The 24,609-nt window shown below is 73.3% G+C and carries 22 protein-coding genes and 2 tRNA genes; 13 read left to right on the forward strand and 11 right to left on the reverse strand.

Going from position 1 to position 24,609, the window contains the following annotated elements; genetic code table 11:
• Positions 1 to 170: 170 nt before the first annotated feature.
• Positions 171 to 644, reverse strand: a complete 474-nt coding sequence (locus ACFWI4_RS09960) for a heme-degrading domain-containing protein (RefSeq protein WP_387193054.1) — start codon at positions 642 to 644, stop codon at positions 171 to 173.
• Entirely contained in the window at positions 641 to 1,732 is a 1,092-nt protein-coding gene (locus tag ACFWI4_RS09965) for a Gfo/Idh/MocA family oxidoreductase (protein WP_387193057.1), read from the reverse strand. The genes ACFWI4_RS09960 and ACFWI4_RS09965 overlap by 4 nt, the downstream gene beginning before the upstream one ends.
• Positions 1,733 to 2,043: 311 nt before the next feature.
• Here ACFWI4_RS09965 and ACFWI4_RS09970 point away from each other — a divergent pair, with 311 nt between their 5' ends.
• The 5 genes from ACFWI4_RS09970 to ACFWI4_RS09990 all read left to right on the forward strand — a co-directional run bounded on the left by ACFWI4_RS09970 (position 2,044) and on the right by ACFWI4_RS09990 (position 6,612).
• Positions 2,044 to 3,162, forward strand: coding sequence for an ROK family protein (locus ACFWI4_RS09970; RefSeq protein ID WP_387193060.1), 1,119 nt, complete (start codon positions 2,044 to 2,046; stop codon positions 3,160 to 3,162).
• A gap of 240 nt (positions 3,163 to 3,402) precedes the next feature.
• Positions 3,403 to 4,314, forward strand: a complete 912-nt coding sequence (locus ACFWI4_RS09975) for a hypothetical protein (protein ID WP_387193063.1) — start codon at positions 3,403 to 3,405, stop codon at positions 4,312 to 4,314.
• A 149-nt stretch (positions 4,315 to 4,463) separates the two neighbouring features.
• On the forward strand, positions 4,464 to 5,243 hold the full coding sequence (locus ACFWI4_RS09980; RefSeq protein WP_385407642.1) for an HAD-IIA family hydrolase: 780 nt from the start codon (positions 4,464 to 4,466) through the stop codon (positions 5,241 to 5,243).
• A gap of 147 nt (positions 5,244 to 5,390) precedes the next feature.
• On the forward strand, positions 5,391 to 5,945 hold the full coding sequence (locus ACFWI4_RS09985; protein ID WP_387193067.1) for a hypothetical protein: 555 nt from the start codon (positions 5,391 to 5,393) through the stop codon (positions 5,943 to 5,945).
• A gap of 1 nt (position 5,946) precedes the next feature.
• Positions 5,947 to 6,612, forward strand: a complete 666-nt coding sequence (locus tag ACFWI4_RS09990) for a class F sortase (protein WP_387193070.1) — start codon at positions 5,947 to 5,949, stop codon at positions 6,610 to 6,612.
• Between the two features lie 564 nt (positions 6,613 to 7,176).
• Here the strand turns inward: ACFWI4_RS09990 and ACFWI4_RS09995 are convergent.
• A tRNA-Lys gene (locus ACFWI4_RS09995) sits at positions 7,177 to 7,250 on the reverse strand.
• A gap of 185 nt (positions 7,251 to 7,435) precedes the next feature.
• On the opposite strand from ACFWI4_RS09995, the gene ACFWI4_RS10000 reads away from it, so the two are divergent.
• The 6 genes from ACFWI4_RS10000 to ACFWI4_RS10025 all read left to right on the forward strand — a co-directional run bounded on the left by ACFWI4_RS10000 (position 7,436) and on the right by ACFWI4_RS10025 (position 14,800).
• A complete protein-coding gene (locus ACFWI4_RS10000; RefSeq protein WP_387193073.1) occupies positions 7,436 to 8,776 on the forward strand; it encodes a peptidoglycan-binding protein in 1,341 nt (446 codons plus the stop codon).
• Positions 8,777 to 8,941: 165 nt separating this feature from the next.
• Positions 8,942 to 10,129, forward strand: coding sequence for an SPFH domain-containing protein (locus ACFWI4_RS10005; protein WP_387193076.1), 1,188 nt, complete (start codon positions 8,942 to 8,944; stop codon positions 10,127 to 10,129).
• A gap of 154 nt (positions 10,130 to 10,283) precedes the next feature.
• The gene (locus ACFWI4_RS10010; protein WP_387193079.1) at positions 10,284 to 10,937 is read left to right on the forward strand and encodes a lytic polysaccharide monooxygenase; all 654 of its coding nucleotides are present in this window, start codon (positions 10,284 to 10,286) and stop codon (positions 10,935 to 10,937) included.
• Positions 10,938 to 11,103: 166 nt separating this feature from the next.
• On the forward strand, positions 11,104 to 11,571 hold the full coding sequence (locus ACFWI4_RS10015; protein WP_385408348.1) for a DUF3592 domain-containing protein: 468 nt from the start codon (positions 11,104 to 11,106) through the stop codon (positions 11,569 to 11,571).
• 47 nt (positions 11,572 to 11,618) lie between these two features.
• On the forward strand, positions 11,619 to 13,307 hold the full coding sequence (locus ACFWI4_RS10020) for an AMP-binding protein (protein WP_387193168.1): 1,689 nt from the start codon (positions 11,619 to 11,621) through the stop codon (positions 13,305 to 13,307).
• Between the two features lie 182 nt (positions 13,308 to 13,489).
• On the forward strand, positions 13,490 to 14,800 hold the full coding sequence (locus tag ACFWI4_RS10025; RefSeq protein ID WP_387193082.1) for a M18 family aminopeptidase: 1,311 nt from the start codon (positions 13,490 to 13,492) through the stop codon (positions 14,798 to 14,800).
• 48 nt (positions 14,801 to 14,848) lie between these two features.
• Here ACFWI4_RS10025 and ACFWI4_RS10030 read toward each other — a convergent pair.
• The 7 genes from ACFWI4_RS10030 to ACFWI4_RS10060 form a co-directional block, all read right to left on the reverse strand.
• Positions 14,849 to 14,922 (reverse strand) — tRNA-Lys (locus ACFWI4_RS10030).
• 102 nt (positions 14,923 to 15,024) lie between these two features.
• On the reverse strand, positions 15,025 to 15,783 hold the full coding sequence (locus tag ACFWI4_RS10035) for an IclR family transcriptional regulator (RefSeq protein ID WP_387193085.1): 759 nt from the start codon (positions 15,781 to 15,783) through the stop codon (positions 15,025 to 15,027).
• A gap of 252 nt (positions 15,784 to 16,035) precedes the next feature.
• The gene (locus ACFWI4_RS10040) at positions 16,036 to 16,815 is read right to left on the reverse strand and encodes an amino acid ABC transporter ATP-binding protein (RefSeq protein ID WP_387193088.1); all 780 of its coding nucleotides are present in this window, start codon (positions 16,813 to 16,815) and stop codon (positions 16,036 to 16,038) included.
• Positions 16,805 to 17,455, reverse strand: a complete 651-nt coding sequence (gene ehuD, locus ACFWI4_RS10045; protein ID WP_385408338.1) for an ectoine/hydroxyectoine ABC transporter permease subunit EhuD — start codon at positions 17,453 to 17,455, stop codon at positions 16,805 to 16,807. Before ehuD ends, ACFWI4_RS10040 begins: the two co-directional genes overlap by 11 nt.
• Positions 17,452 to 18,120 (reverse strand): ectoine/hydroxyectoine ABC transporter permease subunit EhuC, encoded by a 669-nt coding sequence (ehuC, locus tag ACFWI4_RS10050; RefSeq protein WP_387193092.1) that lies wholly within the window; start codon positions 18,118 to 18,120, stop codon positions 17,452 to 17,454. The genes ehuD and ehuC overlap by 4 nt, the downstream gene beginning before the upstream one ends.
• Positions 18,117 to 19,046: an ectoine/hydroxyectoine ABC transporter substrate-binding protein EhuB gene (gene ehuB, locus ACFWI4_RS10055; protein ID WP_387193095.1), complete on the reverse strand. Its 930-nt coding sequence runs from the start codon at positions 19,044 to 19,046 to the stop codon at positions 18,117 to 18,119. Before ehuB ends, ehuC begins: the two co-directional genes overlap by 4 nt.
• 76 nt (positions 19,047 to 19,122) lie before the next feature.
• A complete protein-coding gene (locus tag ACFWI4_RS10060) occupies positions 19,123 to 20,106 on the reverse strand; it encodes a D-2-hydroxyacid dehydrogenase (RefSeq protein WP_387193098.1) in 984 nt (327 codons plus the stop codon).
• A 383-nt stretch (positions 20,107 to 20,489) separates the two neighbouring features.
• Here ACFWI4_RS10060 and ACFWI4_RS10065 point away from each other — a divergent pair, with 383 nt between their 5' ends.
• Positions 20,490 to 21,236: a decarboxylase gene (locus ACFWI4_RS10065; protein WP_387193101.1), complete on the forward strand. Its 747-nt coding sequence runs from the start codon at positions 20,490 to 20,492 to the stop codon at positions 21,234 to 21,236.
• Positions 21,237 to 21,436: 200 nt separating this feature from the next.
• The gene (locus ACFWI4_RS10070) at positions 21,437 to 22,552 is read left to right on the forward strand and encodes an LLM class flavin-dependent oxidoreductase (protein WP_387193104.1); all 1,116 of its coding nucleotides are present in this window, start codon (positions 21,437 to 21,439) and stop codon (positions 22,550 to 22,552) included.
• Here the strand turns inward: ACFWI4_RS10070 and ACFWI4_RS10075 are convergent.
• The gene (locus tag ACFWI4_RS10075) at positions 22,543 to 24,471 is read right to left on the reverse strand and encodes a putative bifunctional diguanylate cyclase/phosphodiesterase (protein WP_387193107.1); all 1,929 of its coding nucleotides are present in this window, start codon (positions 24,469 to 24,471) and stop codon (positions 22,543 to 22,545) included. The genes ACFWI4_RS10070 and ACFWI4_RS10075 overlap by 10 nt on opposite strands.
• Positions 24,472 to 24,609: the final 138 nt, after the last annotated feature.

Genomic DNA, 24,609 nt, shown 5'->3' on the forward strand with positions numbered 1-24,609 from the left:
CGGTGTGGCTGGTCGCGCCGTTCCTCGCGCCCCTGGCGGGGCTCTGGTGTGTGGCGGTCTCTGCGGGTGCGTTGTGGCTGGTCGCGCCGTTCCCCGCGCCCCTGGCGGGGCCGCCCCCTGCCGTGGTTCGTTTCCCCGCGCCCCTCGTGGGGGCGCGGGGAACTGCGGTGCTAGGTGGTCAGGAACTTCTCCAGGGCTTCGACGACCATCTTGTGGTCCTCCACCTGGGGGAGGCCCGAGACGACCACGGTGCCGATGACGCCCGCACCGGTCACGGTGATCGGGAACGCGCCGCCGTGGGCCGCGTACGTGTCGGGGTCCAGGCGCGAGGAGTCCTCGAACGTCGTGCCCTTGGCGCGGAAGCGCGAGCCGACCAGCAGCGACGAGCAGCCGTACCGCTCGACGACGCGGCGCTTGCGGTCGATCCAGGCGTCGTTGTCCGGGGTGGAACCAGGCAGCGCCGCGTGGAACAGCTGCTGTCCGCCCCGGCGGATGTCGACGGCCACCGGCGCCCCGCGCTCGCGGGCGAGTTCGACGAGGAGGGTGCCGAGGGCCCAGGCGTCTTCGTGGGTGAACCGCGGAAGCGTCAGCCGGCGCTCCTGCTCCTCCAGCTCGGCGATCTCCGGTGCGGCGGGCGCGCTCACAGGGACACCACCACGGACTCGCGGGCGGAGCGGCGGGCGGCCTCCAGGACGTCGAGGGCCGCGGCGGCCTCGTGGGCGGTGACCGGGTTCGGGCCGCCGTCACGGATCGCGGCGGCGACGGCCGCGTAGTACGCGGGGTACGCGCCCGGGACCGTCGGCTCGGGACGGCCGCCACCGGTCAGCGGGGACTCGCCGGAGCCGACGCGGCCCCACAGGGCCTCGGGCTCGACGCCCCACGCGGAGCCCGTGCCGGGGCGCTTGCCGTCCCGCAGGTCGGCCTCCTGAGGGTCGAGGCCGTACTTGACGTAGCCCGCCTGCGAGCCGAGGACGCGGAAACGCGGGCCGAGCTGGGCGGTCGTCGCGGAGACGTACAGGTGGGAGCGGACCCCGTTCCGGTGCGTGATCGCGATGAACGTGTCGTCGTCGGTCAGCGCGCCCGGACGGCGGACGTCCGACTCCGCGTACACCGAGGCGGCGGGGCCGAAGAGGACGAGCGCCTGGTCGACGAGGTGGCTGCCGAGGTCGTAGAGCAGACCGCCGATCTCCGCCGGGTCGCCGGACTCGCGCCAGCCGCCCTTCGGCTGCGGGCGCCAGCGCTCGAAGCGGGACTCGAAGCGCCAGATGTCGCCCAGCTCGCCGTCGGCGAACAGCTTGCGCAGGGTCAGGAAGTCGTTGTCCCAGCGGCGGTTCTGGAAGACGGAGAGCAGCAGACCGCGCTCGTCGGCCAGGGCGGCGAGCTCGCGGGCCTCCGCGGCGGTGCCGGCGATCGGCTTGTCCACGACCACGGGGAGGCCGGCCTTCAGGGCGGCGGTGGCGATCGGGACGTGGGTCTTGTTCGGGGACGCGATGACGATCAGGTCGAGCTCGTCGGCGCGGGCCAGCAGGTCCTCGGGCGTGGCGGCGAACCGGAGTCCGTCGCCGAACTCGGCGCGGGCCTGCGCCTCGCGCTCCGGGTTCGAGGTGACGACCGTGTCGAGGGCGAGGCCCTCGGTCGTGGCGATCAGCGGGGCGTGGAAGACGGAGCCCGCGAGGCCGTAGCCGACGAGACCCACGCGAAGGGGCGTACCAGTAGCAGTCATGCCTGTCATGCGTCCTACTTTCGCAACGCTGTTGCCAAAGTGCAAGCGCGGGGGACAATGGGGGCGTGAACAGGACCAGTGCGGGTGGGGCCGGGATGCAGGAGATCCAGGAGATCCCCGGGAATCCAGGTGTACCCCGGAGTTCGGGTGTACCCCGGGGCTCGGGTGAATGCGCGGACCGGCGCGATGGCGCGGGTGGAGACTCGGACGGTCGCGGGGGCCGGGGCGGGACCGGGGGCGTCGGAGTTCCCGGGCGGCGCGGTGACGCCGGGGCGGGTTCCCGGGCGGGTTTCGGAGGGGGATCCGGTGCGGGGGCCGGTGTGGGGTCCGCGGTGGGTCCCGGTGGGACCGGGGTGAATCTGCCGGCCCTGCGCAGTCACAACGCCGCTCTGGTGCTCGATCTGCTGCGTACGGCGGGGGCCTCCGGGATCAGCCGCCTGGAACTCGCCGAGCGGACCGGTCTGACCCCGCAGGCCGTCAGCAAGATCACCGCACGGCTGCGGGCGGACGGACTCGCCACCGAGGCGGGGCGGCTCGCGTCCACGGGCGGCAAACCCCGTACGGTGCTGCGGCTCGTGCCCGACGCGGGGCACGCGGTCGGGCTGCACCTCGACCGGGACGAGCTGACCGCGGTGCTCTGCGACCTCACCGGGGCCGTGGTGGCCGAGCGGCGGGCCCCGCTGGACCTGGGGGCCGGGGCCGACGCGGTGGTCGAGGGGGCGGCCGGGGAGGTCGCGGCCCTGCTCGGCGGGGTGTCGCCGCTGGGCGTGGGGGTGGCGCTGCCGGGGCCGCTCGACCACACCCTGGGGGTGCTGCACCGGGTGACGGGCTTTCCCGAGTGGGACGGGTTCGGGCTGCGGGACGCGCTGGCCGGGCGGCTCGGGCTGCCGGTCGTCGTGGACAAGGACACCAACGCGGCGGCGCTCGGGGTCGCTGTGGGGCCCGGCGCCGGGCCGGGTTCCGGCGGCGCGGGCGGCTCGTTCGCGTATCTGCACCTCGGTACGGGACTGGGCGCGGGCCTCGTGATCGGCGGGGCCGTGCACCGCGGGGCCCGTACCGGGGCCGGGGAGTTCGGGCACCAGGTCATCCAGCTGGACGGGCCGCTGTGCGAGTGCGGCAACCGCGGCTGCATCGAGGTGCTGTGCCTGGACGCGGTGGGCCGGGGAAGCGTGGCCGAGGCGGCCCGGGTGCTCGGCGCCGGGGCGGCGAACCTGGTGGGGCTGCTCGACATCGACCTCGTCCTGCTGGGCGGGCGTACGGTCGCGGCCCACGAGGAGGTCTTCCTGCGGGGCGTCGGGGCGGTCCTGGAGGAACGGGCCCGGCGCGAGGGGGGCGGCGCGTCGGTACCGGTCCTGCCGGCCCCCGGCGGAGCACGGGGGGTGGCCGAGGGCGCGGCCCAGCTCCTGCTGGCCCCGCTGTTCGGACGAGGCGAGGGCTGACCGGGCGCCTCCGCCCGCTGTTCGGACGAGGCGAGGGCTGACCGGACGACTTCGCCCGCTGTGCGAGGTGGAGGTGCCGCCGGATGGTGGGAAACCGGGGGCCGAACGGGGGTGGCTCCACGTCTGGCGGTCAGACGGGCGGGGTGGGGTGTGCCACGGTCGCGGGGCCATTGCCCGGCACCGACTGACGCTTTCGGTCCTCCCGATCCCCGCCCGCTCCCGATCGGCCAAAGGCTCCTCATGCGACTGCGTACGTCTCATCCGCTCGCTCCGACCGCCCTCGCCCCGACCGCTCTGGCGCTGTGCGTCACGTTCACCTCGGCCCCGGCGCAGGCGGTGGACGCCGGCCCGGACTGCGTCTCGGCCGACGCCCACGACTTCCCGATCAGGACCCGGGTCCACGGCGGCCCCGACACCTACCGGGCGGGCGGCGACCCCGGTACCTGGTACATCGACCTCACCAACACCACCGCCCACCCCTGCGGCGCGATCCACCCGGTCGTCGTGCTCGTGGACGAGAAGCGGACCCTGCGGCCGGAGCAGGCCCGGCTGGAGTTCTACGACGGGGAGCGGGCCCACCCGGTGCGGTTCGAGCGGAGCGACGAGGCCGAGAACGTGGGACCGTTCGACGACGGCTTCCCCGGGTTCACCGTGGCCCCCGGCCGCACCGTGACGGTGAAGGTGCGGCTCGCCCTGGCCTCCGGCGCGGCCGCCCCGAACTCCGTCGTCGTGAACGCGGCCGTGGTGCAGAAGCACGACGACGACGGCGCATGGGTGGGGGAGTCGAACGCCTACCGCTTCCGGATCGAGGGCGCCGCAGCGGACCAGGACCCCGGCACGGACGCGGACCCGGACCGGAACCAGGACCCGGACAGGGCCCGGAACCAGGACGGCACCGCGGACACCGGCACCGGCGCGAGCCCCGCGGCCAGCGCGGGACCGGGCACCGGCCCCGGAACCGGCGCCCGTACGGGCACGGACAGCGGGACCACCACCGGGAACGCGGCGAAGCCGCCGTCCCCCGACCAGCTGGCCATGACCGGCCCCGGCGGACCCAACCGGCCCGCGCTCGCCGCGCTGGCGCTCGCCCTCGTCGCCCTGGGAGCCGGGCTGTTCGCCCTGGCCCGGCGGATCCGGCCGCGCCGCCGCTGACACCGGGAGCCGGCGGCCCGGCCGGGTTCCGCCCGGCCCGGTCCGGCCCCCGGCGCCCTGACTAGGCTGGGCGCGTCGGCACAGCGTCGTTCCGGCAGCCTCGGTTCGCGCGTGCGTACGTACGCCAGGACGGCTAGGAGACCCAGCACATGTCAGAGCGCAAGCCGATCGAGTCGTGGCTCACCGACATGGACGGTGTCCTCATCCACGAAGGCGTGCCCATCCCCGGCGCCGACGCCTTCATCAAGAAGCTGCGGGAGTCCGGGAAGCCCTTCCTGGTCCTGACGAACAACTCCATCTACACGGCCCGCGACCTGCACGCCAGGCTCAGCCGCATGGGCCTGGACGTCCCCGTCGAGAACATCTGGACCTCCGCCCTCGCCACCGCCAAGTTCCTGGACGACCAGCGGCCCGGCGGCACGGCGTACGTCATCGGCGAGGCCGGACTGACCACCGCGCTGCACGACATCGGGTACGTCCTGACCGACCACGAACCGGACTACGTGGTCCTCGGCGAGACCCGTACGTACTCCTTCGAGGCCATGACCAAGGCGGTCCGGCTGATCAAGGGCGGCGCCCGGTTCATCGCCACCAACCCGGACGAGACCGGCCCGTCCACCGAGGGCCCGCTGCCGGCCACCGGAGCGGTCGCCGCGCTGATCACCAAGGCCACCGGCAAGCAGCCGTACTTCGCGGGCAAGCCGAACCCGCTGATGATGCGGACCGGCCTGAACGCCATCGGCGCGCACTCCGAGTCCAGCGCGATGATCGGCGACCGCATGGACACCGACGTCCTGGCCGGTCTGGAGGCGGGGATGCAGACCTTCCTCGTGCTGACCGGGCTGACCACGCCGGAGGAGATCGAGCGCTACCCGTACCGGCCGTCGAAGATCGTCGACTCCATCGCGGACCTGGTCGACCGCGTCTGAGCCCGGACCGGGATCCGGGCGCCGTGCGCGCCGCGCCGGGTTCAAACCCGCCGGGGCGCGCACGGACCCGTACGGAGCAGTGGCGGCCCGCTGGAGATGCGGGCCGCCGTCGCGCGGGGGAGCCTCCAGTTGTCTGGAGGTTTCACGATGCGCCCGATGCGACTCACTCTCTGCGCCGGGGCGGTGGTCGCCGCCGCGTTCACGCCCGCCGCGTACGCGGCCGACGCGGGGCCCGCCGGTGTCTCCGTGAACCCGGCGTCCCCGGCCGGGGGCAGCGACGTCCGGCTGCGGGCGATGGGCTGCGCGGGCCGGACGGGCACCGCGGCCTCGGACGCCTTCGTCGCGGACGCGCGGCTGACCGGCCCGGGCGGCGGCGGACTCGTCGGCGACACCCGGGTGCGTACGGCGCTGCGGCCCGGCAGCTACGGCATCCGGGTCGACTGCGACGGCCACCGCGACCGGGTCACGGGCACGCTCACCGTCCCCGCACCGGACTCCTCCCCGAGCGTCGCCCCGCCCGCCTCACCGGTGGCGCCCGTGAACGCGGGCGGCGGCGGGACCGCCCGCCTCGACGCCGCGGCCGACGCCCATGCCGCCGGACCCGGCATCAAGCAGGCCGTGGTCGGCCTGGTCCTCGCGAGCGTCGCCGCGATCGCCGTGGTGGTCCGCGGCGCCCGCCGGGGCGACGACGGCCGCGACTGACATGGCCGAACCCGACCGTTCCCCCGGCGTCGGCCGGCTGCTGACCGGTGTGGCCTGGCTGGTGCTGCTGCTCGGACTGTGGCTGTGGGGCCGCGAGGTGACGGATCTGCCGCCGGGGGCGTCCTCGCCCACCACGGGGGACATCGCGGCCGTCGGACGGCCGCCCGAGGTACGGCTGCCTCCCGCGCTCAGGCCCCTGCGCGCCGCCCGGCCGCAGCGCGTCGACATTCCCGCGACGGGGGTGCAGGCGCCCGTCGTGGCCCGCGGGCTCGACGGGCGCGGCGCGATCGATCCGCCGCCGTTCGACCAGCCGGGGGTCGTCGGCTGGTACGCGGCGGGGGCGGAGCCGGGGGCCGCGGGGACCGCGCTGATGGTCGGCCACGTCGACACCGAGACCCGGCCCGCCGTCTTCTACCGGCTCAGCACCGTCAAGCCCGGCGACACCGTCCGGGTCGTCCGGGACGACGGGACGGTCGCCGAGTTCACCGTGGACGACGTCCAGGTGCTGCCCCGCGACCATTTCGACGCCCGGCAGGCCTACGGCGTACGCGAGCGGGGGCGGGCCGAGCTGCGGCTGATCACCTGCGGCGGAACCTTCGACCACGCGAGCGGCACGTACACGGCGAACGTGGTCGTCTCGGCGTACCTCACGGGACGCGCCCTGTGAGGCGGAGCCGGCCCGGCGGGACGGGGGCGTAGGGCGGGTCGCGGGGTGGGGCGGGGCCGGCGCGGTGAGGGCCTGGGGCGGGGGCGCGGTGCGGGGCCGGCGCGGCGAGGGCGTCGGGAGGGGGGCCGGCGTAGAGCGGATTCGGGGGTGGGTTCCGGGGGGCAGTGGATCCGGCAGGGTGGGTTCCGGGGTGGAGGGGATTCGGCCGGGTGGGTTCCGGGGTGGAGGGGATTCGGCCGGGTGGGTCCGGTACCGGGCCCGGTCGACGGCCGGGTCCCCCGGATGCCGCCGACCGGGCCGGTCCTCGACCGCGGGCGCACGGGTCGCGGGAGTGACCCGGCACCGGCACGGGAGGTTCGCGGCCCGTCGCCGCAGTGGCGCGTCCGGTCCGGAGCGGGCAACCGGCCCGTGACGGAGGCCACTTGTGTCCACCCTAGAACGGACGGGCGCCGCGGTTCCTAGACCTTTTGACGCCAAGTCCGGACGGGCCGCACCGGCCCCCGCGAACCGCTTCCGGACATGACGAAAGGCCCCCTCGTTCTCACGAGGAGGCCTTCCGGTCGGTGCGCCGCCAGGGACTCGAACCCCGGACCCGCTGATTAAGAGTCAGCTGCTCTAACCAACTGAGCTAGCGGCGCCTGCTGACAGAGAAAACTCTACCCGACCCGCGGGGGTGCTCCCGACCGGGCCGGCGGCCCGGGAGCGGGGGAGGGCGGCCCCGTACATCATTCGGACCGTCAACGTGCGGCCCCGGACGTCAGTTGAGAAACTGACGAATGTGCAGAATTGCGGACATTTCAATCTTGAGTGTGAGGGGCACCACATGAAGACTCCGGTCTTCGAGGAAGTCGATCCCGCGCGTGACTGCGATTGCCCCGGATGCGTTCACTGGCGGCGTGTCCTGCCCTTTTCCTCGCGGCTCGGGCCGTCCGGAGCCCTCGGGCATCCGGCGGCCCGCGCCCATGTCCTCGCGCGCGCGGGAGCGGCGCGCACCCCCGTGGTGCTGGCCCTGGCCGCCGCGGCGGGAACCGTGCTCGGTGCCGTGCCGGCGGCCGCCGCCGTGCACGGACCCGTGCGGCCCGGGATTCCCCCGGCCGGCGGACAGCAGGACACCCCTCAGGGTCACCGGTCGCCGCTGCACGGTCCCGTGGGGAAGCCGGCGCTGCCCGTCAGACCGGGCGCGGCCGTCCGGGCGACCGCCACCACCCGGGCCGCGATCCTCAGCCGGGCCATGACCTGGATCGACGCGCAGGTGCCGTACAGCATGGACGACTACTGGCGGGACGGGTACCGGCAGGACTGCTCCGGCTTCGTCTCGATGGCCTGGAACCTGCCCAGCAACGAATGGACCGGGAGCCTCGACAGCTTCGGCGTGCGGATCAGCCGGGACCGGCTCCAGCCCGGCGACATCCTGCTCTTCCACAACCCCGACAACCCGGAGAAGGGCTCGCACGTCGTCATCTTCGGCGGCTGGACGGACTCCACGCACACCCAGTACGTCGCCTACGAACAGGCTCCCCCGCACGCCAGGAAGCAGGCCACCCCCTACGCGTACTGGACCAACTCGGACCGCTACGTGCCCTACCGCTACCGGGGGATCACGGAAGGCGCGGGCGGTCCGCTGCCCTCCAGCGCGACCCGCTATCCGGGGGCCGCGTACTTCGGGACCGGCGCGAACAACGCGTACGTCACCCAGCTCGGCCGGCTCCTGGTGGACCGCGGCGGCCGCCGCTTCTACACCAAGGGGCCGGGGCCGCGCTGGTCGGCCGCGGACCGGCGGGCCACCGAGGCGTTCCAGCGGGCGCAGGGCTGGAAGGGGGCCGACGCGGACGGGCTTCCGGGGCCCAGGACCTGGTCGTACCTGGTCGCCGGGAAGGGCAGGAACATCCCCGCGGTGACCGCGGGGCCGGGTTCCTCGACCACCGTGCCCGGCTATCCGGGGCGCGCGGTGTTCCGGCCGGGAGCGAACGACGCCCATGTGACCCAGCTGGGAAAGCAGCTGGTCAAGAAGGGGTTCGGCACGCACTACACCTCGGGTCCCGGGCCGCGCTGGGGCGAGGCGGACCGGCGCAACGTCGAGGCGTTCCAGCGCGCCCAGGGCTGGCGCGGCGGGGCGGCGGACGGCTACCCGGGACCGGAGACCTGGCGGCGGCTCTTCTCCTGAGCCGGGCGGCCGGGTTCCCCGCGGCCCCTCCCGATCCGAGCGGCCGGATTCCGTACGGCCTCTCCGGTCGGAGCGGCCGGATCCGTACGGCCCCTCCCGGGCGGAGCGGCCGGGTTCCCCACGGCACTTGAACACACTTCCAGGCGCGGAGGCATGGAGGCAGCTATGAGTACGACGACGTCAGACACCCCGGAGTCCGAGGGAGAGCCTCCGGCGGACCCCCGGCCCGACCCGGCGGCCGAGTGCGGGGGCGGTCACCGGTCCACCCGGCTCATCCACAACGAGGCCACCACCGAGATCCCGGTCCATCTGCTCTTCCGCGACGACCCCGATCCGGTGTCCGTGCCGCTTGCGCCCGCCGTCGTGGGCCGCCGGCGCGGCACCGGGGAGCAGCCGAGAGTGTGGCGGCCCGCGCCCGGCAGGCCTCCGCGCCCGGTGCCGGAGGCCGATCCGGAGCTGGTCGAACGGCCCGCGCGGGTGCTGTCCGGTGCCGCGGGAGTGCTGGCCGGGGCCTGTGGTGTGGCCGGATGTGCCCTCACCACCTGGTGGTCGGGGCTGTTGCCGCCCTCCGTGCTGGCGGCGCTGGAGCTGCACGGGCGCGCGGGCGTGGGTCTCGGGCCCGCGCAGTGGGCGGCGTACGCGGCGGCAGGTGCCCTCGGTCTGTTCGGCTTCGGCGGGCTCGCCCGCGGCCGGACCGGTCGGGCCTGGGTGCTCGGTCTGTTCGGGCGCTACCGCGGCACGGTCCGGCGCACGGGCCTGATGTGGGTCAACCCGCTGGTGCTGCGCCGCCGGGTCGACGTGCGGCTGCGGCACTGGCGCAGCGAGCCGATGTCCGTCGTCGACGCCAACGGGGTCGAACTGCGGGTGGTCGTGCTCGTCGTGTGGCGCGTCAAGGACACCGCGCGGGCCACCCTCGCGGTCGACGACCACCGGACGTACCTGCGTGAGTGCGTGGAGGCGGCCCTCTCCCGGGTGCTCTCCCAGCTCCCGGCCGAGCTGCCGCCCGCCGTGGTCAGGGACCTGACCCTGCGGAACACGGACGCGGTCGGCGAGGCCCTGACCCGGATGGTGGCCGCGGACACGGCCCCGGTCGGTCTGGAGGTCTTCTCCGCGCAGCCGACCCGGATCGAGTACGCGCCGGAGATCGCGGCCGTGATGCAGCGCCGCCGGATCGCGGCCCTCGACGCCCAGCACCGCGACAGCGTCCTCGGCTCGGTCGTCGACTCGGTCGAGGACACGGTGACCCGGCTGACCCTGCGCGGTCTGGTCGAACTCGACGACTACGAACGCAAGGCGCTGGTGAAGGACCTGACGGTGGCGTTCTGCACGGGGCGCGGGGAGATGTCGTCATAGGCCGGTACGCCCCGGGCGGGGCGGCGCCTCCCGGCCGGGTCGAGCATTGGTATGGACATGTTCAACTACCCGCAATAATCTGGCACTTGGTCTAGACCTGAACTCGCGCGGGCGCCTCACGGGAACATCCCCCACGTCCTCCAGGAGCGGCAGCATGCGCACACGGACGAACCATCACCCCGCCGGCCGGTCCCGCACCGGCCGGAAAGCGAAGGTGTACGCGGCGGCGCTCGGCCTCGCGACGGCGGGCACCTTCGTGCTCTCCACCGGCGGAGCCAGCGCCCACGGCTACACCGACCAGCCCCTCAGCCGGCAGAAGATGTGTGCCGCCAGCGGCGGCATCGTGGCCAACTGCGGTGACATCCAGTGGGAACCGCAGAGCGTCGAGGGGCTCAAGGGCTTCCCGGCGGCGGGCCCGGCCGACGGCAGCATCTGCTCCGCCGGGCACGCCAACTTCAGCCAGCTCGACCAGCCGAAGACTCCGGCGGGCACGGCCTGGCCGACGACGAAGGTCACCGCGGGGCAGACCTACACGTTCCGCTGGCAGTTCACCGCGATGCACGCGACGACCGACTTCGAGTACTTCATCACCAAGACCGGCTGGAACCAGAACCACGCCCTGACCCGCGCGGATCTGGAGACCACCCCGTTCCTGACGGTCCCCTACAACGGACAGCGCCCCCCGGCCACGCTCACGCACACCGGCACGCTGCCCGGCGGCAGGACCGGGCACCACGTGATCCTCGGGGTGTGGACGGTCGCGGACACGACGAACGCGTTCTACTCCTGCGCGGACGTCACGTTCTGAGGCCCGGCCTCCTGAACCGAGCTCGGGCCTGGGAGCCCCCACCTCCGAGGCCCGAGTTCTGAGCCTTCCTTGAGGCGCCGGTGGCCCCGGGGTGGGTATGTTCCCCGCACGTCGGCATGACCATGCCGACGTGCGGGGAACAGTGCCGGACCACCGGGGGATCGTCATGAGTGTGTTCTTCTATGCCATACCCAGCCTGATCATCGTCGGGGTGCTCCTGATGGCGGCCGCCACGGTGCGCCGCGGGCTGGAGCTGCGCAACGCCTGGAGCAGCGGACTGACCGCCGAGGCGCGCTGTCTGCGGTCGTACACGACGGTCGGCGGGGGCGGCAACGACACCGCCGTCACCACGACCCTGCACCACGTCTACGAGTTCACCACCCGCGACGGCCGCGCGATCCGCTTCGAGGAGCGCAACGGCCCCGCGACCGTGGTCGAGGGGGACATCGTCCCCGCGTACTACACTGCCCGGCGCCCCGAGAAGGCCACGGCGCTGCCGCCGAGCCCGGGGAAGGCGGTCGCGGGCACCCTCGGCATGCTGGTGTTCTGCGGCGTGATCGTCAGCTTCTGCGTCGGCTTCATGATCACCTTCCACGAGATGTCCTCCGGCGTCGACGGGTTCCTCGGGGGTTGACGCACGAGGCTCCCCATCTGACGAACCGTCAATTATCTTACGTCGCCATGGACTCCAGGAGGCGTACCGTCGGGGAGCTCGTGCGGGAGCGGTGGGGCGACCACCGGCCGGGACTGTGGTTCGAGGGCCGGGTGGTCAGCCATCACCGGATGGCGGCGGGCGCGGCGGCACGTGCGGCGCTGCTCGCCGACCTGCTGCCGCCGGGCGCGGAGCCGCACGTGGGGGTGCTGCTCGACAACACCCCCGAATATCCCCTGTGGTTGAGCGCGGCCGCCCTCGCCGGTGCGGCCGTCGCGGGGATCAACCCGACCCGGCGCGGCCCCGAACTGGCCCGCGACATCGTCCACACCGACTGCCGGATCCTGGTCACCGAGCGGGCCCGGCTGCCGCTCCTCGACGGACTCGAACTCCCCGGCGTACGCGTCCTGCTGACCGACACCGACGCCTACGCCGAGCTGCTGAGGACCTACGAGGGCGCGAAACCGGACGACTCCGGGGCGAGTCCGGACAGCCGGTTCCTGCTGCTGTTCACCTCCGGTTCGACGGGCGCGCCCAAGGCGGCGATCTGCACCCAGGGCCGGATCGCCGCGGCCGGGCGCTCGCTCGTGGACCACTTCGGGGTGCGCGCGGACGACACCCACTACATCTGCATGCCGATGTTCCACGGCAACGCGGTGATCGCGGACTGGGCGCCCGCGCTGGCCGCCGGGGCGGGCATCGCGTTGCGGCGCCGCTTCTCGGCCTCCGGGTTCCTGCCCGACGTACGGGCCTGCGGAGCCACGTACTTCACCTACGTCGGCCGGGCCGTGCAGTACCTGCTGGCCACGCCCGCGCGTCCGGACGACCAGGACAACCCCCTGCGCATGGGGTTCGGCACGGAGGCCGGCGCGGTCGACGCGGCCGCCTTCGAGAAGCGCTTCGGGGCGCGGCTGGTCGAGGGGTACGGCTCCTCGGAGGGCGGCGCGGCCGTCCAGCGCACCCCCGGCACCCCGGCCGGGGCGATCGGCCGCGCGGCTCCCGGGGACGACCTCGCGGTGATCGACCCGGACACCGGGCGCGAATGCCCTCCCGCCGCGTTCGACGGCACCGGGCGTCTGCTCAACGGGGACCGGGCGATAGGGGAGTTGGTGAACCGCGGCACCAGTCTCTTCGAGGGCTACTGGCGCAATCCCGAGGCGGAGGAGGCCCGGCGGCGGGGGACTCCGCCGGGGGAGCCCGGCCCGGGGGAGGGCTGGTACTGGACCGGTGACCTCTTCTACCGCGACACCGACGGCTTCCTCTACTTCGCCGGACGCGGCGACGACCGGCTGCGCGTCGACAGCGAGAACCTCGCGGCCGCGATGATCGAGAACATCCTCGCCCGGTACGGGGACGCCGCCGCCGTCGCGGTGTACGCCGTGCCGGATCCGGTGGCGGGCGACCAGGTGATGGCGGCGCTCGCCCTGAAGGAGGGCGCCCGCTTCACGCCCTCGTCCTTCGCCGGGTTCCTGCTCGCGCAGGCGGACCTCGGCACGAAGATGGCCCCCCGGTTCCTGCGGATCGTGGACCGGATGCCCGTCACCGCCACCAACAAGATCCACCGGGTGGCCCTGCGGCGCGAGGGCTTCCGCTGCGCCGACCCCGTGTGGTGGCGGCCCCCGGGCGAGCCGGCGTACCGGAGGCTGACGGCGGCGGACGTGGACGCCCTGATGGCCAGGTACCGCGCGCAGGGCCGGGAGGAACTGCTGACCCGGTGACGCCGGCCGCGACGGTCCGGTGGCGGCGGGAGGCATCCCGGCCGCCTTCCGCGGGGAGGATGTCCGGGCACGTGCGCCGAGGGGCCCCCGCGCCGGAGGCCCCGGGCCGAGCGAGGAGAAGCGTCGCGACGCCGACCCTCCCCCCTCCCCCCACCGCCCTCGACCGCATCCGAAAGGCCCTCATGTCCCCCACACATGACACGCTCGACCGTGCGCACAACGACGACCTGCTCGGTTTCGTCAGGGCCAGTCCCTCGCCGTACCACGTGGTGGCGAGCGCGGCGCAGCGCCTGGAGAAGGCCGGCTTCGCGGAGCTGCGGGAGCGGGACGACTGGACGGCCGGAGCCGAGGGCGGCCGCTATGTCGTCCGCGGGGGAGCGCTGCTCGCCTGGTACGTCCCGCCGGGCGCCCCGGCCGCCACCCCGTTCCGGATCGTCGGCACCCACACCGACTCGCCGAACCTGCGGGTCAAGCCCGCGCCGGACACCGGTTCGGCGGGATGGCGGCAGATAGGCGTGGAGATCTACGGAGGGGTGCCGCTCAACACCTGGCTCGACCGGGACCTCGGTGTCTCGGGGCGGCTGGCCCTGCGGGACGGTTCGACCCGGCTGGTCCGCGTCGACAAGCCGCTGCTGCGGGTGCCACAGCTCGCCATCCATCTCGACCGGGCCGTCAACGAGGGGCTCGCCCTGGACCGGCAGCGGCACATGACCCCGCTGTGGGGGCTCGGCGGCCGTGAGCCCGGGGCGCTGCTCGGCCGGCTCGCGGACGAGGCGGGCGCCGAGGCGGCGGAGGTCCTCGGCTGGGACCTCATGCTGCACGACATCCAGCCGCCCGGATATCTGGGCGCCGACGAGGAGTTCATCGTCGCGCCGCGTCTCGACAACCAGATCTCGGTGCACGCGGCGGTCACCGCCCTGGTCGCCGCGGCGGGCTCGCGGCGCCCGCCCGCGTCCGTACCGGTGCTCGCCGCGTTCGACCACGAGGAGGTCGGCAGCGGATCGGAGACCGGCGCCCAGGGCCCCTTCCTGGAGCGGGTGCTGGCCCGTTCGGTGACCGCGAGGGGCGGTGGCCGCGAGGACTTCGACCGTGCCGTCGCCGGCACCCTGTGCGTCTCCTCCGACATGACCCACGCGGTCCATCCCAACTACGCCGAACGCCACGACCCGGACCACCGGCCGCTGCCCAACGCCGGTCCAGTGATCAAGGTGAACGTCAACCAGCGGTACGCCAGCGACGGCGTCGGGGTCGCCGCCTTCGCCGCCGCGTGCGAACGGGCCGGGGTGCCGTGGCAGCCGTTCGTCTCGCACAACGCGATGCCGTGCGGGACGTCGATCGGGCCGGTCACCGCGGCCCGGCTCGGTGTGACGACGGTCGACGTGGGGGTGGCGGGGCTGTCGATGCACTCGGCGCGTGAACTGTGTGGAGCCCGGGATCCGGAGCTGCTGGCGCGGGTGCTGACCGAGTTCGTCACGGCCGGGCGGGCCGGATGACCTGATACGCGTGAAGGCCCCCCACGGAGTGGGGGGCCTTCACCAAGGTGCGCCGCCAGGGACTCGAACCCCGGACCCGCTGATTAAGAGTCAGCTGCTCTAACCAACTGAGCTAGCGGCGCATGACTCTCGCCTCCCGCTTCCGCGGGCGGCGACAAAAGAAATACTACCTGGTCCGTGGGGGTGCTTCCGACCGGCCGCGGGACACTTCTGTGCGCCGGCTGTCAGATCGCCAGGGAGAGCAGGACCGGAGTCGCCTCGCGGTTCAGCGTGTCGGCGGCGTGGCGGAGCCGGTGGGCGTGCTCGACCGGGAGGGACAGGGCGAGGCAGCCGACGGAGGAGCCCGCGGTGATCGGGACGGCCGCGCAGACCGTGCCGATCGCGTACTCCTGGAGGTCGAGCACGGGCACGGTGGCCGGCTGGGAGTCGAGGCGCGAGAGCAGGAGCCGCTCGCTGGTGATGGTCCGCGAGGTGAGCCGGGCCATCTTGTGCCGGGCGAGGTGGTCGCGGCGGCCGTTGTGGTCGAGCTGGCCGAGAAGGCTCTTGCCGACCGCGCTGGCGTGCGCGGAGGAACGGAAGTCGACCCATTCGTTGACCGCGGGGGTGGCCGGGCTCTCCGCGTACTGGGTGACGTGCACCTCGCCGTCGATGTACCGGCTGATGTAGATCGCGGCGCCGACCGAGTCGCGGAGCCGGTCGATCGTCTGCTGGAGCTTGTCGCGCAGCGCCTGCTCGCGGCCGTGGGCGGAACCGAGCCGGCCGAGGGCGGCGCCGGTCACGTACGCGCCGTCCGTGACCTGCTCGACGTAGCCCTCCCGGCGCAGCATGCGCAGCAGTCCGGTCAGCCGGTCGGCGCCGAGGCCCGCCCTGCGGGCGAGTTCGGCCGTGGTGACGCCGGTGGTCTGCTGCGACACCGTCTCCAGGACGCGCAGCGCGTCCTGGGCCGAGTGGTACGGCGCGGTCGGCTCGTTCATCAGCGCCACGGTTTCCCCCTGCGCTTCATGGCCCGGCTCAAAAATGACGTCGGCCCGGACGGCTGGGCTCCCTACACGATAACGGCCAAGACGCCGTCCGTGGCGGTCCGTTGACGAGATTCGTGGTGCGCTCCACGCCTCTCAGCAGGAGCGCACCACCCTGGCATATGCCAAAGGCATGGAACCCCGGGCATGCCCCGGCGGCCGGACCTCGCGCCTTCCGGGAAACGCACCCTCACCCCCCTCGCCCGCTCCCGGGCTTCAGAGGACGGCGCCGAGGAATTCCCTGGTCCGCTCGTGCTCCGGGTCGCCGAAGATCTGCGCCGGCGGGCCGGACTCGATGACATGGCCGGAATCGAACATGAGCACCTGGTCCGAGATGTCCCTGGCGAAATTCATCTCGTGGGTCACACAGAGCATGGTGATGTCCGTGGTGTGAGCGATGTCACGCAGCACGTCCAGTACCCCGGCCACCAGTTCGGGGTCGAGCGCGGACGTCACCTCGTCCAGCAGCAGGATCTGCGGCCGCATCGCCAGCGCGCGGGCGATCGCCACCCGCTGCTGCTGGCCCCCGGACAGCCGCCCCGGCCGCTGGTCGCACTTGTCCGCGAGGCCGACCAGGTCCAGCAGCCCGCGGGCCCGCTCCTCGGCCTCGTCCGCGGACAGGCCGAGGACGGTCACGGGCGCCTCGGTGACGTTGCGCAGCACGCTCATGTTCGGGAACAGGTTGAACTGCTGGAAGACCATCCCGATCTTCTTGCGGACCTCGCGGACCTGTTTGCCCGGCGCCGGGAACAGCCGCTCCCCGGCGACCGTGATCGTGCCCTCGTCCGGACGGGTCAGGGTCATCAGCAGCCGCAGGATCGTCGTCTTGCCGGACCCGGACGGGCCGATCAGCGTGACGTGCTTTCCCGAGTCGACGCGGAAGTCGAGCCCGTCGAGGACGGTGTTGTCCCCGAACCGCTTGGTGACCCGGTCGAAGCGGATCAGCTCGCTGCCGTCCACCGGGGGGTTGTCGAGGGTGTTCGTGTCAGCGGACAAGACGTCGCTCCAGGGCTCGCAGCAGCAGGGAAGCCGGGTAGGAAATGAGGATGAAGGCCACACCGATGACCGTGAGCGGCTCCGTGAACCGGAAGTGCTGCTGCGAGTACAGCCGCGCCTCGCCGAGCATCTCCAGCACGGTGACGGTCATCAGCAGCGGGGTGTCCTTGAGCATCGCGATGACGTAGTTGCCGAGCGCCGGCACCACGCGGCGGACCGCCTGCGGCAGGATCACCGCCGTCCAGGTGCGGCGCGGGGGCAGACCCAGCGCCGTCGCGGCCTCCCACTGGCCGGCGGGCACGCCCTCGATGCCGGCCCGGTAGACCTGCATCGTGTACGTCGAGTAGTGCAGCCCGATCGCGATCACACCGGTGGCCAGCGCGGACAGCGTGACGTTCCATTCGGGCAGCACGTAGAAGAGGAAGAACAGCTGCACCAGCAGCGGGGTGTCGCGTACGAACTCGGTGGCCGCGCCGACCGGCCAGCGCACCCAGCGGGTCGGCGCCCGCATCAGCAGCGCCCACACCAGTCCGAGGGCGAAGGAGATCACCGAGCCGAGGGCCAGCGCCTGGAGCGTGACCAGCAGGCCGTCCCAGAAGTGCGGCATGAACGCGCCGACGGCGCCTTGGTCCCAGGTCATGAGGCACCCCCGGCCGTCGCCCCGCCGACCCCGGCCTTGAGCCGTTTCTCCAGACCGCGCATGAGCCGGGTGAGCAGGAAGGCGATGGCGAAGTAGATGAGCAGGACGTACGTGTAGACCTCCGCGCTCTGCTGGAGGGCGAGCCGCACCAGGTTGGCGCTGAACGCCAGGTCGCCCATGCCCATCACGGACACGAGCGCCGTGCCCTTGAGCAGTTCGACGAGCAGGTTGGAGAAGGGCGGGATCATCTCCGGCACCGCCTGCGGCAGCAGGATCAGCCGCATCCGCTGCCAGGGCGTGAAGCTGAGCGCGACACCGCCCTCGCGCTGCGCCGGGTCGACCGCGTTCAGCGCGCCGCGCACGATCTCCGAGCCGTACGCCCCGTACGTCAGGCCCAGGGCCAGCGTGCCCGCCCAGAGCGGGACGAGCTGCCAGCCGAAGGCGAGCGGCAGCACGAAGTACACCCAGAAGATCATGATCAGTGCGGAGGTGCCGCGGAACACCTCGGTGTACAGGCCCGCGAGGAAGCGGACGGCCCACAGCCGCGACGTCCGCGCGATTCCTGCGACGAAGGACATGGCTCCGGCCAACAGTGCGCTGAGGAACAGCAGTTGGACGGTGACCCAGATCCCTTCGAGAACGAGTTTCCAGAGTCCCGATGTCATCCGCGGCACAGCTCCTTCGCGGTCATGTCGGTCATCTCGGCCTTGGTGAAGCCGAACGGCCGTAGGATGCGGAAGAGTTCACCGCTCTCCTTCATCTTCCGCAGTTCGACGTTGAAGGCGTCCCGCAGCCGTGTCTCCGGCGAACGGAACGCGAAGCCGCCGCCGTCGACATGGGGCCTGCCCTTCACCAGCGGCGCGAAAGGCCTGGTGCTCTCGGCCTTGGCGGACTTCTTCACCACCTCGCGGACGGTCAGCGCGGTTCCGGCGAAGACATCGGCACGGCCCGCCTCGACGGCGTTCAGGCCGGCCACCTGGTCGGGCACGATCAGGATCTCGCTCTCCTTGCAGCCGGCCTCGACCGCGTACTGGATCTCCGCGTAGCCGGTGCCGGTCGCGATCCTGGCCTTCTTCGCGACGACGGATTTGTAGTCGTGCAGCCCCTTCGGGTTTCCCTTGCGCACGATGAACGCGTCGAGCATCTGATAGTCGGGATCGGCGAAGATGACCTGCTCGCAGCGGTCGGCGTTGATGTACATCCCGGCGGAGACGACGTCGAACTGCTGGGAGTCGAGCCCGGGTATGAGCGAGCCGAACTCGGTCGGCACCGGCTGGACGCGCCCCACGCCGAGCCGTTCGAACACGGCCTTGGCGAGTTCCGGCGCCTCTCCGGTCAGCCTGCCGTCCGTGTCGATGTAGCCGAAGGGGATCTCGCCCGCGATGCCGAGGCGGACGACGCCCTGTGCCCTCAGCCGGTCGAGGAGATCGCCGCCGTCCGTCGAGGACGCCGTGGCGACGCGACTGCAACCGGAGGCGCCGAGCGCGCCGAGCGCCGCGACCCCCGCGAGCAGCGACCGGCGGGTCGTCCCGGCCGGACGTCTGGCGTTTCTCCCGGTGTTCGCATGGGTGTTCGCAAGTGGTGGAGCCATGGCCGCGCGGCTACCCGGGACCATGCGATGTATGCGGACCGGTTCCGGCCGCGGAGGGCCGCACGGGGCGGGCGGTTCAGTGCCCGGGCACGTACCCGCGTTTCTTGTCGACCACGTTCACCAGGGGTCTGCCCGCGGCCCAGCGCTCGTACAACTCCACGAACTGCGCGCCCAGTTCGTCCCGCCAGCCGACCGTGTCCCCGCTCATGTGCGGTGACACGATCAGCCCCGGGACGTCCCACAGCGGGCTGTCACGGCCGAGCGGTTCGTCCCGGAAGACGTCGAGGGCCGCGCCCGCGATCCACCGCTTCGACAGCGCCTCGGCGAGCGCCTCCTCGACGACCAGCTCCCCGCGTCCGACGTTGATGAAGCGGGCCGAGGGCTGCATGATCCCGAAGCGCCGGGCGTCGAACATGCCGCGGGTCTCCGCGGTGAGCGGAGCCGCGGACACCACCCAGTCGGCGCGCGCCATCAGCCGGTCCAGCTCGCCCGGACCGTGGATGCCGGTGCGCGGGAGGCGTCCCACCAGCGCCGTGGTGACGTCCAGGGCCTTGAGCGTGCGCACGATCGCCCGCCCGATCGGCCCCGAGCCCACCACGCACGCCCGGGTCCCCGCCACCCGCTGCGACTCCCGGTGCCGCCATTCGCGCTGCCGCTGGAGGTCCCAGGTCCGCGGCAGGTCCTTCGCCATGGCGAGGACCAGGGCGGCCACGTACTCGGCGATCGGCCGGTCGAAGATCCCCCGCGCGTTGGTCACCACCGTGTCCGAGGCCACGAGCTCCGGGCACATCAGATGGTCCACGCCCGCGCTCGCCGCGTGCACCCAGCCCGGCCGCGGCCCCTCGCCCGGCCACGCACGGCGTACGGCCCGCGAGGCGAAGTCCCACACGAGCAGCACGTCGGCGTGCGGCAGCCGGTCCGCGAGCGTGGACTCGTCGGCGTGCTCGATCCGCACCCGGCCGGTGAGCCGGCCCAGCCGGGGGAGCGGGTCCGCGTCGAGGACGAGCAGGGTGGCAGGGGACGGCGGACGGGACGCTCCGGGGGCCGTACGGGTGCTCATCGGGGAAACCGCTTCGCCATGCGAGTCCGCTTCTCTGAGGATCCTGGGGCGAGCCGACCGGGACGCAGGGGGCCGAAGCGAGGGCCGGGGGCGGGCCGACGCGTCCGGGACGCGCGGACCGGCCACGCTCGCACCCGAACCTACCGTCGTCAACACGGGCTCGCATACGGTCCGTTGCCCGCCGGTTTCCCCCGCCGGGCCGCCGGGGACGCCCGGCCCGCGGCCGGGGCGCAGGCGCGGACACCGGTGATCCCGGCCGGCCGGGTGACGAGAGGGGAGGCACTGCGCCGACCGGGTACCCGGGCCGTGGGCCCGCGGATGCGGCTGATTGATCCGGCCGCCCACAGGGGACCCGTACTTCTCGAAGCTATGGAAGGTTGGGCATGACCGCACTCGGAATCCTCTACCCAGGCCACGCGGCCGAGGACGACTACCCGCGCATCGAGCAGCTCCTCGGCAGCGACGTCCGCCTCACCGTCGTCCACACGGACACGGCGGAGGACGCCCACCGCGTGGACGCGCTCCTCGACGTGGGCTCGGCACCCCGGCTCGCCACGGGCGTCGAGGAGCTGCGCCTGTCCGGGGCGGAGGCCGTGCTCTGGGCGTCCGCGGGCGGCAGCTTCGTGCACGGAGCGCGGGGTGCGCACGACCAGGTGCGCGCCCTCGCCGTGGCGGCGGGCCTGCCCGCCTCCTCGACGTCCTTCGCCTTCGCGCACGCGGCCCGGGAGATCGGCGCGAGGAGGGTCGCGATCGGGGCCGCCTACCCCGACGACGTGGCGGCGCTCTTCGCGGAGTTCCTGAAGGAGACCGGCACCGAGGTGGTCGCGGTGCACTCCACGGCCGCCACCGCCGCCGAGGAGGCCGGCTGGGACTACGACGGCGTCCTCGCACTGGCCCGCGCGGCGGACCACCCGGACGCCGACGCCGTCCTCCTGCCCGACACGGCCCTGCACACCGCCGCCCACCTCACGGACCTGGAGAAGGACCTGGCCAAACCGGTCCTCACCGCCGGCCAGGTCACCGTCTGGGAGGCCCTGCGCCTGACGGACCGCCGCGTCAACGCTCCGGCGCTGGGCGCCCTCTTCACCAGGGAACCGGTCGTCCAGGCGGACGCCACCTCTCCGGCGTGAACCTCCAGCCCCTCCGGCGTTTGAGGAGCGGGGTCCGGGGCGGAGCCCCGAGGAAGGGACGGGCAGGGGCGGAGGGGGCGAGACAACGCTTCCCCGCCCCACCCGGTCGGACTCCCCGTCCCGCGAGCGGGGAATAACCGGAGACACCCTCCTGTTCGGCGGGAGGAGGAGACATCGCGCACGCAACAGGAGGCACCCCGGTGACCGAGACGCCAGAGACGGACGAGATCCGCGGCACAGCACAGGGCACCGCCCCCGTACCGCTGTCCGTGCTGGACCTGGTCACGGTGGGGGCGGGCCGCACCGCGACCCAGGCCCTGCGCACCAGCGTCGAGATCGCGCGCCTCGCGGAAGCCCGCGGATTCCACCGCTACTGGGTGGCCGAACACCACTCGATGCCCGGCGTGGCCAGCTCCTCGCCCGCGGTGATCCTCGCCCACCTGGCCGCCCACACGGACCGCATCCGGCTGGGCTCCGGCGGAGTGATGCTCCCCAACCACGCCCCCCTGGTCATCGCGGAGCAGTTCGGCACGCTGGAGGCCATGGCCCCCGGCCGCATCGACCTGGGCCTCGGCCGGGCCCCGGGCACCGACGGAGCGACGGCCGCCGCGCTGCGCCGCACCCAGCGGCTGGGCGAGGGCGCCGACGACTTCCCGGAACAGCTCGCGGAACTCGTCCGCTTCCTGGACGACGACTTCCCCGACGGCCACCCCTACGCCCGGATCCACGCCGTGCCCGGACCGGTCCAGGCGACCTCGCCCGGCGGAGTCCAGTCCCCGCACCGGCCGCCCGTCTGGCTGCTCGGCTCCTCCGGCTTCAGCGCCCGCCTCGCCGGAGTGCTCGGGCTCCCGTTCGCCTTCGCCCACCACTTCTCGGCCCAGAACACCATCCCGGCGCTCGACCTCTACCGTGAGTCCTTCCGCCCGAGCGCGGTCCTCGACGCCCCGTACGCCCTCATCGGGGTCGCGGCCATCGCCGCCGACGAGGAGAGGGAGGCCCGCCGGCAGGTGCTGGCCGCGGCCCTGAGCATGGTCCGCCTGCGTACCGGACGCCCCGGCCTGGTACCCACCCCCGAAGAGGCCGAGGCCTACGAATTCAGCCCGATGGAACGGGAGTTCGTCGGATCCTGGAACGCCAACGTCATCCACGGCACCGCCGACGAGGTGCGCGCCGGACTCGACGACCTCCAGAAGCGCACCGGAGCCGACGAGTTGATGATCACCGGCAACGCGCACAGCGGTGACGTGCGGCTGCGCTCGTGCGAACTGATCGCGGACGCCTACGGGTTGACGGGGAATCGGGCCGCTCAGGCCTGAGGACAGGTCGCCGACATCAGGAGCGCCGAGATGCGTTCCGGCGCCACCGGCCGGGAGTAGAGCCAGCCCTGGCCGGTGTCGCAGCCGATCCCGCGCAGCCGCGCCGCCTGCGAGGCGGTCTCCACGCACTCGGCCGTGACCGTCAGGCCGAGCCGGTGCGCGAGCTGGATGAGCGCCTCGACGATGACCTCGTCGGCGGGGTTGGGGTGGCCCGTCGAGCCGTCGGCGTTCTCGTACTGGAAGCCGCGGACGAAGGCGCCGTCCAGTTTGAGCACCGACACCGGGAGCCGGCTCAGATAGGCGAGGTTCGAGTAGCCGGTGCCGAAGTCGTCGATGGCGATGCGGACCCCCATGTCACTGAGGGCCTGGAGCGCCTGGAGCGGCCGGCCGGCCGAGCCCATCACCGCCGACTCCGTCAGCTCCAACTGGAGCAGATGCGGGGCCAGTCCGGTCTCCGCCAGGATCTTCGCCACGTCCGCCACCAGGTCGGAGTCCCAGACCTGGCGCACGGCGACGTTGACGCTGACGAAGATCGGCGGGGCGTCCGGGCGGTCCAGCTGCCAGCGGCGCGCCTGACGGCAGGCGGTGGCCAGCACCCAGCGGCCGAGCTGGACGATCGAGCCGTCCTCCTCGGCCAGTCCGATGAACCGGTTCGGGGTGAGGGTCCCGAAGCGCGGGTGGTTCCAGCGCACGAGCGCCTCGACCCCGTGCACCCCGCCGTCCTCCATCCCCACCAACGGCTGGTACTCCAGGGCGAATTCACCCCGGTCGACGGCCGAGCGCAGTGTGGACGACAGGGCCTGGCGGGTCATGCGGTGCGCGTTGCGCTCGGGGTCGAACAAGGTCCAGCGGCCCTTGCCGTCGGCCTTCGCCCAGTACAGCGTGGTGTCCGCGGCCTGCATCAGACCGGTCGCCGTGGTGCCGGCGGCGCGCCGCTCGACGACCCCGATCGACGCCGACAGGGACAGCCGCTGCCCCGACAGGTCGAAGGGTGCCTGGAGCGCCTTCAGCACGGACTCGGCGAGGTCGGCGAGCTGGTCGGTGCCGGTGGAGTCCTCGACGAGGAGCGCGAACTCGTCCCCTCCCAGCCGCGCCACCAGGGGAGCGGCCGCCCGCGTGACGCCGGCCTCCTCGGCGCAGCGCGTCAGACGCTCCGCGACGGCCGCGAGCAGCCGGTCCCCGACCCGGTGGCCGAGCGTGTCGTTGACCGCCTTGAACCCGTCGAGGTCCAGATAGCAGAGCCCGATCCGGCCGGTGCCGCACTCCTCGTACGCCTCGGCCTCCAGGGCCGCGGACAGGCGCTCGAAGAACAGCACCCGGTTGGGTAGCCGGGTCACCGGGTCGTGCATCTGCAAGTGGCGCAGCCGCGCCTGGAGTTCCCGCCGTACGCCGATGTCGGTGACCGAGATCAGGACCGCCCGTTCCTGCGGGGGCAGCGGCGCGATCGTGACCTGTGCCCAGATCACGTGGCCGTCGGGGTGTTTGAGCCGGCGCGTGCAGCGCAGCCGGGCCTGGCTCCCGCCGAGCATCTCGCGGTACGCGTGCCAGGTGCGGGTGTCGGAGGCGAGGTCCACCAGATCGGCCGCCGGCCGTCCGACGAACGTGCCCGCCCGGGCGCCGAGCAGTGTGCCCAGCGCCTCGTTGGCGGTGACCACGAGGCCGTCGCGGTCGACGACCGCCATCGCGAGGGGGGCGGTGGCGAAGGCCGCGTGGAAGGTGCGGAGTGACGTTCCGTCGGGGACCGCCGGGGGTGCGGGCGGCCCGGGAGGCGGCCCCGGCGCCACGGACGGTACGGAGGGGGCGCGTGCGCCGGGGGACGACCCGGCGGACGGACGAGAAGACGTGTCGACGTGACGTTCTGTGACGGCCGGCCGGACGAGGTCTCCCGCGGGCGCCGGCCCTTCGGACGTTCCGCTCACCGCTCGCTCCCGCAGTGCACTCGTTCTTCGTATGGGTCTCTCGGGGCGGTCGGCCGGTGATGGGCGGCCGCACAAGCCGTGTCCGTGCAGGAAAGTGTGCCGATCATAGAGGCTGCCCCCGAAACGGTGCAGCCACTG

It is taken from the genome of Streptomyces sp. NPDC127038, from assembly GCF_042725875.1.
Taxonomy (GTDB): Bacteria; Actinomycetota; Actinomycetes; order Streptomycetales; family Streptomycetaceae; genus Streptomyces.

Bases quoted from the DNA above. Each gene is read 5' to 3' on its own strand.
- ehuD (WP_385408338.1), bottom strand. From the start codon at position 17,455: ATGACCTGGGACCAAGGCGCCGTCGGCGCGTTCATGCCGCACTTCTGG.
- ACFWI4_RS10005 (WP_387193076.1), top strand. From the start codon at position 8,942: ATGAGTACGACGACGTCAGACACCCCGGAGTCCGAGGGAGAGCCTCCG.
- ehuB (WP_387193095.1), bottom strand. From the start codon at position 19,046: ATGGCTCCACCACTTGCGAACACCCATGCGAACACCGGGAGAAACGCC.
- ACFWI4_RS10020 (WP_387193168.1), top strand. From the start codon at position 11,619: ATGGACTCCAGGAGGCGTACCGTCGGGGAGCTCGTGCGGGAGCGGTGG.
- ACFWI4_RS09965 (WP_387193057.1), bottom strand. From the start codon at position 1,732: ATGACAGGCATGACTGCTACTGGTACGCCCCTTCGCGTGGGTCTCGTC.
- ACFWI4_RS09990 (WP_387193070.1), top strand. From the start codon at position 5,947: ATGGCCGAACCCGACCGTTCCCCCGGCGTCGGCCGGCTGCTGACCGGT.
- ehuC (WP_387193092.1), bottom strand. From the start codon at position 18,120: ATGACATCGGGACTCTGGAAACTCGTTCTCGAAGGGATCTGGGTCACC.
- ACFWI4_RS10025 (WP_387193082.1), top strand. From the start codon at position 13,490: ATGTCCCCCACACATGACACGCTCGACCGTGCGCACAACGACGACCTG.
- ACFWI4_RS10010 (WP_387193079.1), top strand. From the start codon at position 10,284: ATGCGCACACGGACGAACCATCACCCCGCCGGCCGGTCCCGCACCGGC.
- ACFWI4_RS10000 (WP_387193073.1), top strand. From the start codon at position 7,436: ATGAAGACTCCGGTCTTCGAGGAAGTCGATCCCGCGCGTGACTGCGAT.
- ACFWI4_RS10060 (WP_387193098.1), bottom strand. From the start codon at position 20,106: ATGAGCACCCGTACGGCCCCCGGAGCGTCCCGTCCGCCGTCCCCTGCC.
- ACFWI4_RS10015 (WP_385408348.1), top strand. From the start codon at position 11,104: ATGAGTGTGTTCTTCTATGCCATACCCAGCCTGATCATCGTCGGGGTG.
- ACFWI4_RS10065 (WP_387193101.1), top strand. From the start codon at position 20,490: ATGACCGCACTCGGAATCCTCTACCCAGGCCACGCGGCCGAGGACGAC.
- ACFWI4_RS09980 (WP_385407642.1), top strand. From the start codon at position 4,464: ATGTCAGAGCGCAAGCCGATCGAGTCGTGGCTCACCGACATGGACGGT.
- ACFWI4_RS09975 (WP_387193063.1), top strand. From the start codon at position 3,403: ATGCGACTGCGTACGTCTCATCCGCTCGCTCCGACCGCCCTCGCCCCG.
- ACFWI4_RS09985 (WP_387193067.1), top strand. From the start codon at position 5,391: ATGCGCCCGATGCGACTCACTCTCTGCGCCGGGGCGGTGGTCGCCGCC.